The sequence below is a fragment of the Enterobacter cloacae complex sp. 2022EL-00788 genome, from assembly GCF_026627565.1.
Taxonomy (GTDB): Bacteria; Pseudomonadota; Gammaproteobacteria; order Enterobacterales; family Enterobacteriaceae; genus Enterobacter; species Enterobacter pasteurii.
This window is the reverse complement of the sequence record NZ_JAPNMC010000003.1, coordinates 222,672-237,929: the sequence shown is the minus strand read 5'-3', so window position 1 is coordinate 237,929 and position 15,258 is coordinate 222,672. Positions and strand designations below refer to the sequence as shown.

Below are 15,258 nucleotides of genomic sequence, written 5' to 3'. Positions count from 1 at the left end.
ATGAAAAAAACCGCAATCGCGCTGCTGGCGCTGCTGGCCAGTGGTGCCAGCCTGGCCGCCACGCCGTGGCAAAAAATCACCCATCCGGTGGCGGGAAGCGCGCAGTCCATCGGCGCCTTCTCTAACGGCTGTATCGTGGGCGCGCAGGCGCTGCCGCTCCAGTCGGATACGTATCAGGTGATGCGTACCGATCAGCGCCGTTATTTCGGTCATCCCGATCTGGTGCTGTTTATCCAGCGTCTGGGGAACCAGGTGCATAACCTGGGGCTGGGTACGATGCTGATTGGCGATATGGGGATGCCTGCCGGAGGTCGCTTTAACGGCGGACACGCCAGCCACCAGACCGGTCTGGATGTGGATATCTTCCTGCAGCTGCCGAAAGCGCGCTGGAGCTCAGCGCAGCTGCTGAAGCCGCAGGCGCTGGATCTGGTGTCGGCCGACGGGAAACGCGTCGTTGCTTCGCGCTGGTCGCCGGAGATCTCCAGCATGATCAAGCTGGCGGCGGAAGATAACGACGTCACGCGGATCTTCGTTAATCCGGCCATCAAGCAGCAGCTCTGTCTGGATGCGGGAACCGATCGCGACTGGCTGCGTAAAGTACGACCGTGGTTCCAGCACCGGGCACATATGCACGTTCGTCTGCGCTGCCCGGCGAACAGCCTTGAATGTGAAGATCAGCCGCTGCCGCCGCCTGGCGATGGCTGTGGCTACGAACTGCAAAGCTGGTTTGAGCCGGCCAAGCCTGGAACCTCTAAGCCTGAGAAGAAGACACCGCCTCCGTTGCCGCCTTCCTGCCAGGCGCTACTGGATGAGCACGTACTTTAATGGATACTTTCGTCGATCTGTTTATGGTGTCGCCGCTGCTGCTGGCGGTACTGTTTTTTGTTGCGATGCTGGCCGGATTCATTGATGCCCTGGCGGGCGGCGGCGGGTTGCTCACCGTTCCGGCGCTGCTGGCGGCAGGCATGAGTCCAGCTCAGGCGCTCGCCACCAACAAACTCCAGGCGTGCGGCGGCTCGCTCTCCTCCTCGCTCTATTTTGTTCGCCGCAAGGTGGTGAATCTCGCCGATCAGAAGCTCAATATCCTGATGACCTTTATCGGCTCGACGGCGGGCGCGCTGCTGGTTCAGCATGTGCAGTCCGACATTCTGCGCCAGATCCTGCCGATTCTGGTTATCTGTATCGGCCTTTACTTCTTACTGATGCCAAAGCTTGGTGAAGAAGACCGTGCGCGGAGGCTGCACGGCCTGCCGTTTGCGCTGATTGCCGGTGGCTGCGTCGGTTTTTACGATGGTTTCTTTGGGCCGGGTGCCGGCTCGTTTTACGCGCTGGCGTTCGTGACGCTGGCCGGGTTTAACCTCGCTAAATCCACCGCCCATGCCAAGGTCCTTAATGCGACCTCCAACGTTGGCGGCCTGCTGCTGTTCATCATTGGCGGCAAAGTTATCTGGGCAACCGGCTTTGTCATGATGGCCGGACAGTTTTTGGGCGCGCGCGTCGGCTCGCGTCTGGTTTTAAGCAAAGGGCAAAAGCTGATCCGCCCGATGATTGTTGTCGTCTCGGCGGTGATGAGCGCCAAACTTCTTTATGACAGCCATGGACAGGAGATCCTCACCTGGTTGGGGATGCACTAATGAACAGTACGCATAACTACGAACAGCTGATTGAGATCTTTAACGGCTGTTTTGCTGATGATTTTAATACCCGTCTGATTAAAGGCGACGACGAACCGATCTATCTTCCTGCAGATGCCGAGGTTCCTTACAACCGCATCGTATTCGCGCACGGCTTTTACGCCAGCGGTTTGCACGAGATTTCACACTGGTGCATCGCGGGGAAAGCGCGTCGCGAGCTGGTGGACTTCGGTTACTGGTATTGCCCGGACGGGCGCGATGCCGCTACTCAGGGCCGGTTTGAAGATGTGGAAGTGAAGCCGCAGGCGCTGGAATGGCTGTTCTGCGTGGCGGCGGGTTTCCCGTTCAACGTGAGCTGTGACAACCTTGAGGGCGACTTCGAGCCCGATCGCATCGTCTTCCAGCGCCGCGTACACGCGCAGGTGATGGAATATCTTGAGAAAGGCATCCCGGAACGTCCGGCACGTCTGATCGAGGCTTTACAGAATTATTACCACACGCCGGAAATAACGGCGGAATGCTTCCCGTGGCCGGAAGATCTTTAACAGAGGAAAGAAGATGATCGCAGAATTTGAATCACGCATTCTGGCGTTAATTGATGACATGGTGGAACACGCCAGTGATGATGAGCTGTTCGCCAGCGGTTATCTGCGTGGACACCTGACGCTGGCGGTTGCCGCGCTGGAGGCAGGGGACGATCACTCTGCCGGGGCGGTGCATGATGAAGTGACCCGCAGCCTGGAAAAAGCCATTCTGGCCGGAGAACTCTCCCCGCGCGACCAGTCGCTGGTGCTGGGTATGTGGGACAGTTTGTTCCAGCAGGCGAACGCGAAGTAAGTGTTTCACCACCCTCTCCCTGTGGGAGAGGGCACCAGACCCGATCCTACTTAACCAACTTCCCCTTCAGTAATTTTCTTACCCATAACCGGTTGGGGTTCAGCCCCGCAAGCGTCACGCTGTCCAGCGGAAGGGGCTCGTCGCTCATTTGTGCGGCTAACACTTCAGCCAGCAGCGGCGCGGTGCACAACCCGCGCGAGCCTAACCCACCCAGCATGTATAGCTCCGGATAAACCGGCGCACTCACCGCGCTTTCCCGGCTTTCAGCGAGGTGGTGATATACCTCAAGCGTGGTCTCGTAGTCCGGCACGCTTCCCGCCATCGGCAGGTGATCGCGAGTGGCGCAGCGTACGCCGCAGCGGGCTTCGCCTTTGCTGACGTCAACCTCTTTTGCCCATTCGGCATTCGGGAAACAGTCAATCAGGCGCTGGCGATTCTGCTGCTGATCCGCGTCGCTGTATTGCATAACCGCTTCACCGCGATGGTAGCTGGCGCCGATGCAGTGATGGCCGTTTGAGGGGTTTTGTGGCGTCAGATAGCCGTCGTAGCACAGTACCTGGCGCAGTTCGTTCAGCGCGGGCGTGGAAGGGATATGGCTCACCTGGCCGCCGACGGGGTAGACAGGCAGCTTTTCCGTCTGAACAAACTGGCTGATGCAGTGCCCGTTTGCCAGCACAACGCTGGCATGCTCTGCCTCTTTTCCATCAGCAAAATGCAGAACCCAGCGTTCTGCACGACTGAGCGATTCAACCTTGTGGGCATAGCGCACCGTCAGCCCGCGCGACTGGCCGAGGGCAATCGCCGCAGAAGTCAGTTCGGCCGGGCACAGCCAGCCGCCGAGCGGGTACTGAATGCCGCCACAGCCGGCGTCGACCCCAGCGGTTTCTAAAACCTGCTGCGCAGTCACCGCCTGGGCGATGGCCTCCGGTAAACCCAGCGACAGCATTTGCGTGATTTTTTGCTGGCTCTTCTCATCCCAGCCGAGCTGCGTCACGCCGCACCAGTCGTGGTCGAACGCGACCGGCAGGCTATCATAAAGACGTCGGGCGAAAGTAAACGCTGCCGGGAAAAACTGGAACAGCGCGGGATCGTGGGCGCTCAGCAGCGGGTAGAGCGCTCCCTGACGGTTGCCCGAGGCGCCGTTTGCCGGCGCCTCGTCAGCGCAGTAGAGCGTCACCTGCCAGCCACGGTTCAGCAGCGCCAGCGAGAGCAGGGCGCTGGCAATGCCGCCGCCCACGATTGCGACCTCACGCGAGGTGCTGGCGCGACGCGCGAACCAGGGGGTTTTGGCCGGGAGCGCCAGTTCCTGCTCCATCACGCCAACCAGCATGTCGCGTTTGCGGCCAAAGCCTTTGGTTTTGCGCATGGTAAAACCCGCCTCCTGTAACCCACGGCGGACAAAGCCCGCCGAGGTGAAGGTGGCAAGCGTCGCGCCGGGACGGGCCAGCCGCGCCATGGCGCTGAACAGATGCTGGCTCCACATGTCCGGGTTTTTAGCGGGAGCGAAGCCGTCCAGGAACCAGGCATCAACCTTCTGATTCATCGCGTCATCGAGCTTATCGGTCAGGTCGTTAATGTCGCCCAGCCACAGGTCGAGCGTGACGCGCCCGTCGTCCAGAATCAGACGATGACAGCCGCCGATAGCCGGTGGCCACTGGGCCTGAAGCTGCTCCGCCCAGCGGGCAAGCTCCGGCCAGCGCTGATGTGCAAGCCGCAGATCGTGCGCGGTAAGCGGAAATTTTTCGAAACTGATGAAATGTAATCTTTGTAGCGTAGCCTCGGGGTGTGCAGCGCGAAACTGCTCGAACGCCTGCCAGAGGGTCAGAAAATTCAGCCCGGTTCCGAAACCGCTCTCCGCCACGACAAACAGACTGCGCGGATGCTCGGGAAAACGGGTGCCGAGATGATTTCCGTCGAGGAAAACATAGCGCGTCTCTTCCAGTCCGTTATCATTAGAAAAGTAGACGTCATCAAAATCTCGGGAAACAGGTGTACCCTCAGCGTTGAATTCGAGGTTGGCAGGTTGTATGGCGTTTTGTTTCACGTAAGTTACTCGTCCGACAGGCAGTGGCACGATCTTAGCGATGTGGGCCCATCGGTGCAAATTTCCACAGAAAATCGCTGATCGGACTTGTTCGGCGTACAAGTGTACGCTATTGTGCGACTCGAAACTTTTTATAGTGCGACTTACAGAGGTATTGAATGAAACGTGCAGTGATTACTGGCCTGGGCATCGTTTCCAGCATCGGTAATAACCAGCAGGAAGTCCTGGCATCTCTGCGTGAAGGACGCTCCGGGATCACTTTCTCTGAAGAGTTTAAAGATTCTGGAATGCGTAGCCACGTATGGGGTAACGTTAAACTGGACACCACCGGTTTAATTGACCGTAAAGTGGTTCGTTTCATGAACGATGCCTCTATCTACGCCTATCTTTCCATGCAGGAAGCGATCAAGGATTCTGGTCTGAACGAAGACGTCTACCAGAACAACCCACGCGTTGGCCTCATTGCAGGCTCCGGCGGTTCCTCTAAAGCACAGGTATTCGGTGCTGACGCCATGCGTAGCCCGCGCGGCCTGAAAGCGGTAGGTCCCTACGTTGTGACCAAAGCGATGGGTTCTGCGGTTTCCGCGTGCCTGGCAACGCCGTTCAAAATCCACGGTGTGAACTACTCCATCAGCTCTGCATGCGCGACCTCCGCGCACTGCATCGGTAATGCGGTAGAGCAGATCCAGCTGGGCAAGCAGGACATCGTATTTGCTGGCGGCGGCGAAGAGCTGGGCTGGGAAATGGCCTGCGAATTCGACGCGATGGGCGCACTGTCCACCAAATATAACGAAACCCCGGCTAAGGCTTCCCGTACCTATGATGCGCACCGCGACGGTTTTGTTATCGCAGGCGGCGGCGGTATGGTTGTGGTTGAAGAGCTGGAACACGCGCTGGCACGCGGTGCTCATATCTACGCTGAGATCGTTGGCTACGGCGCAACGTCTGACGGTGCCGACATGGTTGCCCCATCCGGCGAAGGCGCGGTGCGCTGCATGAAGATGGCGATGCATGGCGTTGATACCCCAATCGACTACCTGAACTCCCACGGGACCTCTACTCCGGTAGGCGACGTGAAAGAGCTGGGTGCGATCCGCGAAGTGTTCGGCGACAACAGCCCGGCTATCTCTGCAACCAAAGCCATGACCGGTCACTCTCTGGGTGCGGCAGGCGTGCAGGAAGCAATCTACTCTCTGCTGATGCTGGAAAACGGCTTTATCGCCCCAAGCATTAACATCGAAGAGATGGACGAGCAGGCGGCTGGCCTGAACATCGTGACCGAAACCACCGAACGTGAGCTGACGACCGTTATGTCTAACAGCTTCGGTTTTGGCGGCACCAACGCCACGCTGGTGATGCGCAAGCTGAAAGCGTAAGCGTTTGAAGGTATAGTAGAAGGGAGCCGCGCGGCTCCCTTTTTTTATGCCTGAACACGGAGTTATGCATGAAGGCCGTTATCCCTGAGAAGCGTACCCCTTCCGGGAACCTTTCCCTTTTCCGCATCGCCTTTGCGGTATTCCTGACCTACATGACCGTTGGCCTGCCGCTGCCTGTTATCCCACTTTTCGTACATCACGAGCTGGGCTACGGCAACACCATGGTCGGCATTGCGGTGGGCATTCAGTTTTTAGCCACGGTATTAACCCGGGGCTACGCCGGACGACTGGCGGACCAGCACGGCGCAAAACGCTCGGCGTTGCAGGGCATGCTGGCCTGCGGACTGGCCGGAGGTGCGTGGCTGCTGGCGGCACTCCTGCCGGTAGACGCCGCGTATAAGTTCGCCCTGCTGGTGGCGGGACGCCTGATCCTCGGCTTCGGCGAAAGCCAGCTGCTGACCGGTACCCTGACCTGGGGAATGGGGCTGGTTGGCCCTGCGCAGTCGGGCAAGGTGATGTCGTGGAACGGGATGGCGATTTACGGCGCACTGGCGGCAGGCGCGCCGTTGGGGCTGCTGATCCACAGCCAGTTTGGTTTTGCGGCGCTGGCAGCAACCACTATGGTATTGCCGCTGCTGGCGTGGGCATTTAACGGTTCGGTGCGCAAGGTGCCAGCCCATAAAGGCGAGCGTCCTTCGCTGTGGAGCGTGGTGGGGCAAATCTGGCAGCCGGGTCTGGGGCTGGCGCTTCAGGGAGTGGGCTTTGCGGTTATCGGTACCTTCGTCTCCCTCTATTTCATGAGCCGCGGCTGGGCGATGGCGGGCTTTACGCTGACGGCTTTTGGTGGCGCGTTTGTGCTGATGCGCGTGCTGTTTGGCTGGATGCCGGATCGCTTTGGCGGTGTGAAGGTCGCCGTGGCGTCTTTGGCGATCGAGGCCATTGGCCTGCTGCTGCTCTGGCAGGCGCCCGGCGCGTTCGTTGCGTTACTGGGGGCGGCGTTAACCGGCTGCGGCTGTTCGCTGATCTTCCCGGCGCTGGGCGTCGAAGTGGTGAAGCGCGTCGCGCCGCAGGTTCGCGGCACTGCGCTGGGGGGCTACGCGGCGTTTCAGGACATCTCTTATGGGATCGCCGGACCGCTGGCGGGGCTGCTTGCAACCTCGTTTGGCTACCCTTCCGTATTTCTCGCCGGTGCGGTGTCCGCGGTGGTGGGGATTGTGGTGACGCTGGTGGCGTTTCGAAAGGGCTAACGTGTTGCCGGGTGGCGGCTACGCCTTGCCCGGCTAAACGTCAGGCAACCAGCCAGAAAATCGCCAGCGCAATCATCAACGCGACAAACATCAGTCCCGGTCGGGCTGAAAGCGTTTTAAAGGTGTCGACCACCGGCGCAAACAGCGGGCTGTAGACAGGCTGAATATCCCGCACCTCCGGCACGCCACCTTCACGCTCGGCGCGGCGGATAAAGATCTGATTCAGTAAATCCTGCACCTGTGCGGTTGTCAGCACCGTTTGCGGGGTGGCCTGCCAGGCCTGCTGAGCGTAGTCCCTAACGGCTGCAAACTCCTGCGGCTCAAGGGGCTGCTTAAGCGACGCCTGCACCGTATGCAGCGTCGGGGCGCTCTGGGCGCTGAGCGTCTGCCGCGCCTGGAGCCAGGTGACCAGATGGGTAAACTGTTTTGCCGGGATCGTCTCGCCCGCTTTCACGCCGGAGAGTTCCAGCATGGACTGCCAGATAAGCTTTGTCGGCTCGCCGGTGGCCGCAGCCAGCTTAGTGACCATCTGCTTGAGCGTGTTATGTTCCGCAGGCTGCATTGGCCGTTCTGTAGGCTGGCGCTGTTGCGGCTGCGGGATAGAGAGCTGATTACTTTGCAGCAGGGTCAGCACGGTTTTAAGCTGTTCCGGCGAAAGCTGGCTCAGCGCGGTATGCCCGTACTGTTGACGGATAAAATCACTCACCGCCTGGCGATTGTTCCCCTGGCCCAACAGCTCGGTCAGCTGCGAGACAGTCTGGCGGGTCGTATGCTGCTGCTGCGCGCTGGTGAGACGCTGATTCAGGTTTTGCTCAGCGGCAGGGAAATGGCGCGACTGTAGCGGCGCATCGTTTCTGACGCCCAAATCGTGCTTAACGCCTGCCCATACCTCAGCGTTTTGCTGCGAGGTCAACGCGATAAGGCGCGTGATCAGACGCTCCAGTACGGTGCGCTGTTGCGTGGAGAGCGGCTGGTCGCCTGGCGTGTTGGGCGTTACGGGGCCTTCACCCGGAGGGCGCGGAGGCGTACCTGAAATGGGCTGCATCGTCAAAAATCCTTAAAGTCAAACTCTGCGTAACCGGGCAGAAATATATGCCCGGCGGCGAGATTATGGCACACTTGGCAGGTTTACTTCCTCTCAAACAGGTACTCAGACGTGAAAATCCTCGTTGATGAAAATATGCCTTACGCCCGCGAGCTGTTCAGCCGCCTGGGTGAGGTTAAGGCTGTCCCTGGTCGCCCGATTCCGGTAAGCGAGCTGGACGATGCAGACGCCCTGATGGTGCGCTCGGTGACCAAAGTAAATGAGGCACTGCTCTGCGGCAAAGGGATTAAATTTGTCGGGACGGCAACGGCCGGGACCGACCATGTGGATGACCAGTGGCTTAAGCAGGCGGGGATCGGTTTTTCAGCGGCGCCAGGCTGTAACGCGATCGCCGTCGTGGAATACGTCTTTTCCTCACTGCTGATGCTGGCCGAGCGCGACGGGTTTGCGCTGAAGGACCGCACCGTAGGCATCGTGGGCGTGGGAAACGTGGGCGGACGCCTGCAAAAGCGCCTGGAAGCGTGGGGCATTCGCACGGTATTGTGCGATCCGCCGCGCAAGGATAACGGCGATGAAGGTGATTTCCGTACGCTGGATGAGCTGGTTGACGAGTGCGACGTCATTACCTTCCACACGCCGCTCTTTAAAGAGGGGCCTTACAGGTCCCTGCATCTGGCCGACGAAACGCTGATCCGCCGCCTGAAGGCTGGCACTATTCTGATAAATGCCTGCCGTGGTCCGGTGGTAGATAACGCGGCGCTGCTGAAATGCCTCGACGAAGGTCAGGATCTCAGCGTCGTACTGGACGTCTGGGAGCCCGAGCCGGATCTCAACGTCGCGCTGCTGGATAAGGTGGACGTGGGCACCGCGCATATCGCGGGTTATACCCTCGAAGGCAAAGCGCGCGGCACGACTCAGGTATTTGAGGCCTACAGCGCCTTTATCGGCCATCCGCAGCAGGTGGCGCTGGACACGTTACTTCCCGCGCCCGAGTTCGGCCGGCTCACCCTTCATGGGCCGCTGGATGAGGCAACGCTGAAAAGGCTGGTGCATTTGGTGTATGATGTGCGCCGCGATGACGCGCTGCTGCGTAAAATGGCGGGTATTCCGGGTGAGTTTGACAAGCTGCGCAAGAATTATCTCGAGCGCCGCGAGTGGTCTTCCCTGTATGTGATGTGCGACGACGCCTCAGCGGCGACGCTGCTGCACAAGCTGGGATTTAACGCCGTTCACCATCCGGCACGTTAATGTCTTTCTGCTCCCTGCCGGAGGCTCCGGCAGGGACGCTTTTTTATTTCTGGAGTAAACCACCATGTCTGAAGGCTGGAACATTGCCATTCTGGGTGCCACTGGCGCCGTGGGCGAAGCCCTGCTCGAAACCCTTGCTGAGCGTCAGTTCCCGGTGGGCGACATTTTTGCGCTGGCGCGTACCGACAGCGCCGGTGAACATCTGCGCTTCGGCGGCAAAACCGTGACGGTGCAGGATGCCGCCGCGTTCGACTGGACGCAGGCTCAGCTGGCATTTTTTGCCGCAGGTGCAGAAGCAACGGCGTCTTATATTGAAGAAGCCACCAACGCCGGATGTCTGGTTATTGACCTGAGCGGCCTGTTCTCCCTGGAGCCGGACGTGCCGCTGGTGGTACCGGACGTTAACCCGTTCGTGCTGGCTGACTACCGTAACCGTAACATCATTGCGGTACCAGACAGCCTTACCAGCCAGCTGCTGACCGCGCTGAAGCCGCTTATCGACGACGGTGGCCTGTCGCGTATTTCCGTGACCAGCCTGCTGTCCGCCTCCGCCAGCGGCAAAAAAGCGGTCGATGCGCTGGCAGGGCAGAGCGCGAAGCTGCTGAACGGTATCCCGATCGACGAAGACGATTTCTTTGGCCGCCAGCTGGCGTTCAACATGCTCCCGCTGCTGCCGGATCGTGAAGGTTCGGTGCGGGAAGAGCGCCGCATCGTCGACGAAGCGCGCAAAATTATGCAGGATGACGGGCTGACGATCTCCGTAAACGTCGTGCAGTCGCCGGTCTTTTACGGTCATGCGCAGATGGTCGGGTTTGAAGCCCTGCGTCCGCTGGCGGCCGAAGAGGCGCGCGACGCGTTTGGTCGTGCCGAAGACATCGTGCTTTCCGAAGAAGGCGAGTTCCCGACGCAGGTGGGCGACGCAACCGGCAGCGCGCACCTCTCCGTGGGCTGCGTTCGCAACGACTACGGCATGCCGGAGCAGGTGCAGTTCTGGTCCGTGGCGGACAACGTTCGCTTCGGCGGCGCGCTGATGGCGGTCAAAATCGCCGAGAAGCTGGTACAGGAGTACCTGTACTGATGTCGGAAGTGGAACAAAAGCCGGTCCACAGAATTGCCCTCGGCATCGAGTACGACGGCAGCAAATATTATGGCTGGCAGCGTCAGAATGAGGTGCGCAGCGTCCAGGAAAAGCTGGAGAAAGCGCTCTCTCAGGTGGCGAATGAACCGATAAGCGTCTTCTGCGCGGGCCGCACCGATGCGGGCGTTCACGGCACGGGACAGGTGGTGCACTTCGAAACTACCGCCGTGCGCAAAGACGCGGCCTGGACGCTGGGCGTAAATGCGAATTTACCTGGTGACATTGCGGTGCGTTGGGTTAAAGCTGTGCCGGATGACTTTCACGCGCGTTTCAGCGCGACGGCGCGGCGCTACCGTTACGTCATCTACAACCAGCGCCTGCGCCCGGCGGTGTTAAGCCAGGGCGTGACGCATTTTTATGAACCGCTCGATGCAGAACGTATGCAGCGTGCGGCGCAGTGTCTGATTGGTGAAAATGACTTTACGTCGTTCCGTGCGGTGCAGTGTCAGTCCCGTACGCCGTGGCGTAACGTTATGCATATTAGCGTCAGTCGTTATGGCGCGTATGTGGTGGTGGATATCAAAGCCAATGCCTTTGTACATCATATGGTGCGGAATATTGTAGGCAGCCTGATGGAAGTGGGCGCCGGACACCAGCCGGAGAGCTGGATTGCAGAACTGCTGGCAGCGAAGGACAGAACGCTTGCGGCAGCAACGGCGAAAGCGGAAGGGCTGTATCTGGTTTCGGTGGATTATCCGGACCGGTTCGACCTGCCAAAACCGCCAATGGGCCCGCTCTTTTTAGCGGACTAAACAAAGGTGCAATTAAGGCTTAGACAATATGGACGTAATACGTTTTCTGATTGATTTCATCCTGCATATTGATGTTCACCTGGCGGAGCTGGTCGCGCAGTACGGCGTCTGGGTTTACGCCATTCTGTTCCTCATTCTGTTCTGTGAAACCGGTCTGGTCGTCACGCCATTCCTGCCGGGCGATTCGCTGCTGTTCGTGGCAGGCGCGTTATCCGCGCTGCCAACCAATGACCTGAACGTTCATCTGATGGTTGCGCTGATGATCGTTGCGGCGATTATTGGCGATGCGGTCAACTACACCATTGGACGGGTATTTGGGGAACGGTTATTCAGTAACCCGGACTCGAAGATTTTCCGCCGCAGCTATTTAGACAAGACCCACGCCTTTTATGAGCGCCACGGCGGTAAGACCATTATTCTTGCCCGCTTTGTGCCTATCGTCCGCACGTTTGCCCCGTTTGTGGCGGGAATGGGCCACATGTCCTATCGTCATTTTGCAATGTACAACGTGGTGGGCGCGCTGCTGTGGGTGCTGCTCTTTACCTATGCGGGCTACCTGTTTGGCGATCTGCCTGTAGTTCAGGAAAACCTTAAGTTACTGATTGTAGCGATTATTGTGCTTTCCGTACTGCCGGGCGTTATCGAAATCATTCGTCACCGACGCGCGGCGGCAAAGCAGGCGAAGTAAGTGCACGCTGGCGGTTCGACCACTTTTTTATCCAAAGTTTCGGGCTGTTATGTTTTAATGTGCAACATTCATGGTCTGTTGGAGGCAAAAATGGCATTATTCGCCTCTTACAGCAAAACTGGCATACGACCAGGTTCAGGCAGAAAGGTTATCAATGAGCTGGATTGAACGAATTAAAAGCAACATTACCCCAACGCGTAAAGCGAGCATTCCTGAAGGGGTATGGACGAAGTGTGATAGCTGCGGCCAGGTTCTGTATCGTGCAGAGCTGGAACGCAATCTTGAGGTGTGTCCGAAGTGTGACCACCACATGCGTATGTCGGCGCGCAACCGCCTGCATAGCCTGCTGGACGAAGGTTCTCTGGTAGAACTGGGCAGCGAACTGGAGCCAAAAGACGTGCTCAAGTTCCGCGACTCCAAAAAATACAAAGATCGTCTGGCCTCTGCACAGAAAGAGACCGGCGAGAAAGACGCGCTGATCGTCATGAAAGGCACCCTGCATGACATGCCGGTTGTTGCCGCCGCGTTCGAGTTCTCCTTCATGGGCGGCTCTATGGGCTCCGTGGTGGGTGCGCGCTTCGTGCGTGCCGTTGAGCAGGCGCTGGAAGACAACTGTCCGCTGATCTGCTTCTCCGCCTCCGGCGGTGCGCGTATGCAGGAAGCGCTGATGTCCCTGATGCAGATGGCAAAAACCTCTGCTGCGCTGGCGAAAATGCAGGAGCGCGGTCTGCCGTACATCTCCGTACTGACCGACCCAACCATGGGTGGCGTCTCTGCAAGCTTCGCGATGCTGGGCGACCTGAACATCGCTGAGCCAAAAGCGCTGATTGGCTTCGCCGGTCCACGCGTTATCGAGCAGACCGTACGTGAGAAACTGCCGCCGGGCTTCCAGCGCAGTGAGTTCCTCATTGAGAAAGGCGCCATCGACATGATCGTCCGCCGCCCGGAAATGCGCCTTAAACTGGCAAGCGTCCTGGCGAAGCTGATGAATCTGCCGTCGCCTAGCCCGGACGAGCCGCGCGAGGGCGTGGTGGTACCGGATCAGGAACCCGAGGCCTGATAACTGAAAAGGGCAGGGCCGGTTGGCGCTGCCCTTTTGCTTTCTAAACCGCTTATGACAACCGGGCATCATGGAAAATAAACGCATTCCTCAAGCCACGTCGCCCCTGGCCGCGTGGCTTTCTTATCTGGAAAACCTGCACAGTAAAACCATCGACATGGGCCTTGAGCGCGTAAGCCAGGTTGCCGCGCGTCTCGACGTGCAGAAACCCGCGCCTTTCGTGTTTACCGTTGCCGGCACTAACGGTAAAGGGACCACCTGCCGCACCCTGGAATCTGTCCTGATGGCGGCGGGTTACAGGGTTGGCGTATACAGCTCTCCACATCTGGTGCGCTATACCGAGCGCGTGCGGGTGCAGAACGCCGAGCTTGCGGAATCGGCCCATACGGCGTCGTTTGCCGCTATCGAAGACGCGCGCGGCGATACCTCATTAACCTATTTTGAGTACGGTACCCTGTCGGCGCTGTGGCTGTTTAAGCAGGCGCAGCTGGACGTGGTGATTCTGGAAGTCGGGCTGGGCGGGCGTCTGGATGCCACCAATATGGTGGATGCGGATGTTGCCGTCGTCACCAGCATCGCGCTGGACCACACCGACTGGCTGGGCCCCGACCGTGAAAGCATCGGACGTGAAAAGGCCGGTATTTTCCGGGCGAATAAGCCTGCCGTGGTCGGCGAGCCGGACATGCCCCACACCATCGCTGACGTGGCGAGAGAGAAGGGCGCTCAGCTGCTGCGTCGTGGCGTGGACTGGCACTATGAGGTTCAGGACCACGGCTGGCGCTTTAGCGATGCACGGGGCGTGCTGGACAACCTGCCGCTGCCGCAGGTACCGCAGCCCAACGCGGCGACCGCGCTGGCGGCACTGCGCGCCAGCGGGTTAATGGTGAGCGAGCAGGCGATCCGTGACGGCATCAGCAACGCGCTGCTGCCGGGGCGTTTTCAGATTGTGAGTGAGTCACCGCGTCTGATTCTGGATGTTGCGCATAACCCGCATGCCGCGGCGTACCTCGCAGGCCGTCTCAAATCCTTACCAAAAACCGGGCGCGTGCTGGCGGTTATCGGTATGCTTCATGATAAAGATATCGGCGGTACGCTGGCCTGCATGGAGAGTGTGGTCGATAGCTGGTATTGTGCACCTCTGGAAGGGCCGCGTGGTGCGACTGCCGAACAGTTGATGGAACATCTCGGCAAAGGCGAAATCTACAGCAGTGTGGTTTCGGCCTGGCGCGCCGCGATGGCGGAGGCTAAACCAGAAGATACCGTGCTGGTGTGTGGATCGTTCCACACGGTGGCACATGTCATGGAAGTGATGGAGGCGGGGAGAACCGGTGGCGAGTAAGTTTCAGAACCGTTTAACAGGAACCATTGTGCTGGTCGCGCTCGGGGTGATTATTCTACCCGGGCTGCTCGACGGGCAGAAAAAGCATTACCAGGATGAATTTGCGGCCATTCCGCTGGTACCTAAACCGGGCGACCGCGACGAGCCCGACATGCTGCCAGCGGCAACGCAGGCGCTGCCTGCCCAGCCGCCTGAAGGCGCAGCGGAAGAGGTGCGTGCAGGCGATGCCGCAGCGCCATCCCTTGACCCGTCGCGTCTGGCTGCGAACAATAACGTTGAAATCGATCCCATACCGACAGAGCAGCCTAAGCCGGTTGAAAAACCGAAGCCGGTAGAGAAAACGCAGCCTAAACCGCAGCGTGATAAAGCGGCCGAACAGCTGGCTGCGGCATCAGAAGCGCCGCCACCGGCAAAACAGGCCCAGCAGGAGGCAGCCCCGACGGGTAAAGCCTACGTGGTACAGCTGGGTGCGTTGAAGAATGCCGACAAGGTCAATGAGATCGTGAGTAAGCTGCGCGGCGCGGGATACCGCGTTTATACTTCACCAACCACGCCGGTGCAGGGTAAAATTACCCGCATCCTCGTGGGGCCGGATGCGTCCAAAGATAAGCTGAAAGGATCGCTTGGCGAACTGAAGCAGATCTCCGGGCTGAGCGGTGTGGTGATGAACTACAGCGCGAACTGATAAGGCTCCCCTCACCCCGGCCCTCTCCCCAAAGGGGAGAGGGTGCAAATAATTCCCTCTCCCCTTTGGGGAGAGGGTTAGGGTGAGGGGGAGAAAGCAGACGTCCACAGAGACGTCAGGCGGAGGGGCGTTGAACATTTTTTCAGCGCCTTTTTTATTTACGCG

At 59.2% G+C, this 15,258-nt stretch carries 15 protein-coding genes; 13 read left to right on the top strand and 2 right to left on the bottom strand.

Annotated features, from left to right (window positions below; translation table 11 throughout):
• The 4 genes from mepA to OWK27_RS05890 are packed head-to-tail and all read left to right on the top strand — an operon-like array spanning position 1 to position 2,471.
• Positions 1–825 (top strand): penicillin-insensitive murein endopeptidase, encoded by an 825-nt coding sequence (mepA, locus tag OWK27_RS05905; protein WP_176609823.1) that lies wholly within the window; start codon positions 1–3, stop codon positions 823–825.
• Complete coding sequence (locus OWK27_RS05900; protein ID WP_148419962.1) at positions 825–1,634, top strand: sulfite exporter TauE/SafE family protein; 810 nt, start codon at positions 825–827, stop codon at positions 1,632–1,634. The genes mepA and OWK27_RS05900 overlap by 1 nt, the downstream gene beginning before the upstream one ends.
• A complete protein-coding gene (locus OWK27_RS05895) occupies positions 1,634–2,179 on the top strand; it encodes an elongation factor P hydroxylase (RefSeq protein ID WP_267590016.1) in 546 nt (181 codons plus the stop codon). Before OWK27_RS05900 ends, OWK27_RS05895 begins: the two co-directional genes overlap by 1 nt.
• Before the next feature lie 13 nt (positions 2,180–2,192).
• Positions 2,193–2,471, top strand: coding sequence for a YfcL family protein (locus OWK27_RS05890; RefSeq protein WP_267590015.1), 279 nt, complete (start codon positions 2,193–2,195; stop codon positions 2,469–2,471).
• Between the two features lie 46 nt (positions 2,472–2,517).
• On the opposite strand, the gene mnmC is transcribed toward OWK27_RS05890, so the two are convergent.
• On the bottom strand, positions 2,518–4,515 hold the full coding sequence (gene mnmC / locus OWK27_RS05885) for a bifunctional tRNA (5-methylaminomethyl-2-thiouridine)(34)-methyltransferase MnmD/FAD-dependent 5-carboxymethylaminomethyl-2-thiouridine(34) oxidoreductase MnmC (RefSeq protein WP_267590014.1): 1,998 nt from the start codon (positions 4,513–4,515) through the stop codon (positions 2,518–2,520).
• A 158-nt stretch (positions 4,516–4,673) separates the two neighbouring features.
• On the opposite strand from mnmC, the gene fabB reads away from it, so the two are divergent.
• Entirely contained in the window at positions 4,674–5,891 is a 1,218-nt protein-coding gene (fabB, locus tag OWK27_RS05880) for a beta-ketoacyl-ACP synthase I (RefSeq protein ID WP_267590013.1), read from the top strand.
• A 68-nt stretch (positions 5,892–5,959) separates the two neighbouring features.
• Entirely contained in the window at positions 5,960–7,138 is a 1,179-nt protein-coding gene (locus OWK27_RS05875) for an MFS transporter (RefSeq protein WP_148419957.1), read from the top strand.
• A gap of 40 nt (positions 7,139–7,178) precedes the next feature.
• Here OWK27_RS05875 and flk read toward each other — a convergent pair whose 3' ends face one another.
• On the bottom strand, positions 7,179–8,183 hold the full coding sequence (gene flk / locus OWK27_RS05870; RefSeq protein ID WP_148419956.1) for a flagella biosynthesis regulator Flk: 1,005 nt from the start codon (positions 8,181–8,183) through the stop codon (positions 7,179–7,181).
• 111 nt (positions 8,184–8,294) lie between these two features.
• Here flk and pdxB point away from each other — a divergent pair, with 111 nt between their 5' ends.
• The 7 genes from pdxB to dedD all read left to right on the top strand — a co-directional run bounded on the left by pdxB (position 8,295) and on the right by dedD (position 15,093).
• Complete coding sequence (pdxB, locus tag OWK27_RS05865) at positions 8,295–9,431, top strand: 4-phosphoerythronate dehydrogenase PdxB (RefSeq protein WP_267590012.1); 1,137 nt, start codon at positions 8,295–8,297, stop codon at positions 9,429–9,431.
• A 64-nt stretch (positions 9,432–9,495) separates the two neighbouring features.
• Entirely contained in the window at positions 9,496–10,509 is a 1,014-nt protein-coding gene (locus tag OWK27_RS05860; protein ID WP_148419954.1) for an aspartate-semialdehyde dehydrogenase, read from the top strand.
• A complete protein-coding gene (truA, locus tag OWK27_RS05855) occupies positions 10,509–11,321 on the top strand; it encodes a tRNA pseudouridine(38-40) synthase TruA (RefSeq protein WP_148419953.1) in 813 nt (270 codons plus the stop codon). The genes OWK27_RS05860 and truA overlap by 1 nt, the downstream gene beginning before the upstream one ends.
• Before the next feature lie 28 nt (positions 11,322–11,349).
• Positions 11,350–12,009 (top strand): DedA family protein, encoded by a 660-nt coding sequence (locus OWK27_RS05850; RefSeq protein ID WP_148419952.1) that lies wholly within the window; start codon positions 11,350–11,352, stop codon positions 12,007–12,009.
• Positions 12,010–12,163: 154 nt separating this feature from the next.
• Positions 12,164–13,069 carry an acetyl-CoA carboxylase, carboxyltransferase subunit beta gene (gene accD / locus OWK27_RS05845; protein ID WP_148419951.1) on the top strand — a complete coding sequence of 302 codons (906 nt, stop codon included), beginning with the start codon at positions 12,164–12,166 and terminating at the stop codon, positions 13,067–13,069.
• 70 nt (positions 13,070–13,139) lie between these two features.
• Entirely contained in the window at positions 13,140–14,408 is a 1,269-nt protein-coding gene (folC, locus tag OWK27_RS05840) for a bifunctional tetrahydrofolate synthase/dihydrofolate synthase (RefSeq protein WP_267590011.1), read from the top strand.
• Complete coding sequence (gene dedD, locus OWK27_RS05835) at positions 14,398–15,093, top strand: cell division protein DedD (RefSeq protein ID WP_193354538.1); 696 nt, start codon at positions 14,398–14,400, stop codon at positions 15,091–15,093. The genes folC and dedD overlap by 11 nt, the downstream gene beginning before the upstream one ends.
• Positions 15,094–15,258: the final 165 nt, after the last annotated feature.

Coding starts and splice junctions, on each gene's coding strand:
- fabB (WP_267590013.1), top strand. CDS start 4,674: ATGAAACGTGCAGTGATTACTGGCCTGGGCATCGTTTCCAGCATCGGT.
- OWK27_RS05860 (WP_148419954.1), top strand. CDS start 9,496: ATGTCTGAAGGCTGGAACATTGCCATTCTGGGTGCCACTGGCGCCGTG.
- mepA (WP_176609823.1), top strand. CDS start 1: ATGAAAAAAACCGCAATCGCGCTGCTGGCGCTGCTGGCCAGTGGTGCC.
- flk (WP_148419956.1), bottom strand. CDS start 8,183: ATGCAGCCCATTTCAGGTACGCCTCCGCGCCCTCCGGGTGAAGGCCCC.
- OWK27_RS05850 (WP_148419952.1), top strand. CDS start 11,350: ATGGACGTAATACGTTTTCTGATTGATTTCATCCTGCATATTGATGTT.
- accD (WP_148419951.1), top strand. CDS start 12,164: ATGAGCTGGATTGAACGAATTAAAAGCAACATTACCCCAACGCGTAAA.
- OWK27_RS05895 (WP_267590016.1), top strand. CDS start 1,634: ATGAACAGTACGCATAACTACGAACAGCTGATTGAGATCTTTAACGGC.
- OWK27_RS05875 (WP_148419957.1), top strand. CDS start 5,960: ATGAAGGCCGTTATCCCTGAGAAGCGTACCCCTTCCGGGAACCTTTCC.
- folC (WP_267590011.1), top strand. CDS start 13,140: ATGGAAAATAAACGCATTCCTCAAGCCACGTCGCCCCTGGCCGCGTGG.
- OWK27_RS05900 (WP_148419962.1), top strand. CDS start 825: ATGGATACTTTCGTCGATCTGTTTATGGTGTCGCCGCTGCTGCTGGCG.
- truA (WP_148419953.1), top strand. CDS start 10,509: ATGTCGGAAGTGGAACAAAAGCCGGTCCACAGAATTGCCCTCGGCATC.
- OWK27_RS05890 (WP_267590015.1), top strand. CDS start 2,193: ATGATCGCAGAATTTGAATCACGCATTCTGGCGTTAATTGATGACATG.